The sequence below is a fragment of the Enterococcus spodopteracolus genome, from assembly GCF_030441955.1.
Lineage (GTDB): Bacteria > Bacillota > Bacilli > Lactobacillales > Enterococcaceae > Enterococcus_B > Enterococcus_B spodopteracolus.
This window is the reverse complement of sequence record NZ_JARJHD010000124.1, coordinates 1-419: the sequence shown is the minus strand read 5'-3', so window position 1 is coordinate 419 and position 419 is coordinate 1. Positions and strand designations below refer to the sequence as shown.

The following is a 419-nucleotide window of genomic DNA, read 5'->3' as shown; positions in this document are numbered from 1 at the left end:
AGTAAATGGGTATAAAAAGTGTAAAAACTGGCTACTTAAAAGCAACCAGTTCTAAGGAAGAAGCAAATTGAATGATGATTTTGTTTGATTCTGCTTTTACAGATTCCTCGCTCGTATTATTTCTTTGAGCAGTTACATAAATCGACATACCGTTGATATAGCGATCATAGAATATCTTTTTCCGTCTTTCCGTTACATCAGGTTTATGCGGATGCTGAATCGCGGAATAACCACGAATGAACAGTTTATGCAAATACTCAAATTCTTCTTGCGCTTCCTCTTTTTCAATCACCATTCGTTCTGCTTCAAATGTATTATTTGCTGTAGAAGGTGGAACCAAGGAGTAAGATGCTGTTACTTTAGGCTCCCGAGGTTGACCTATCCTACATCTAGCTGACAGATATGCTGAAAGAAAAACA

General features: G+C 37.2%; 1 protein-coding gene. It reads right to left on the bottom strand.

Features of this window, described 5'->3' with window-relative positions; all coding sequences use genetic code 11:
• Positions 1–31: 31 nt before the first annotated feature.
• Positions 32–419, bottom strand: a 388-nt coding sequence (locus P3R27_RS14870; RefSeq protein WP_301357573.1) for an ArpU family transcriptional regulator, incomplete at its 5' end; no start/stop codon positions are given.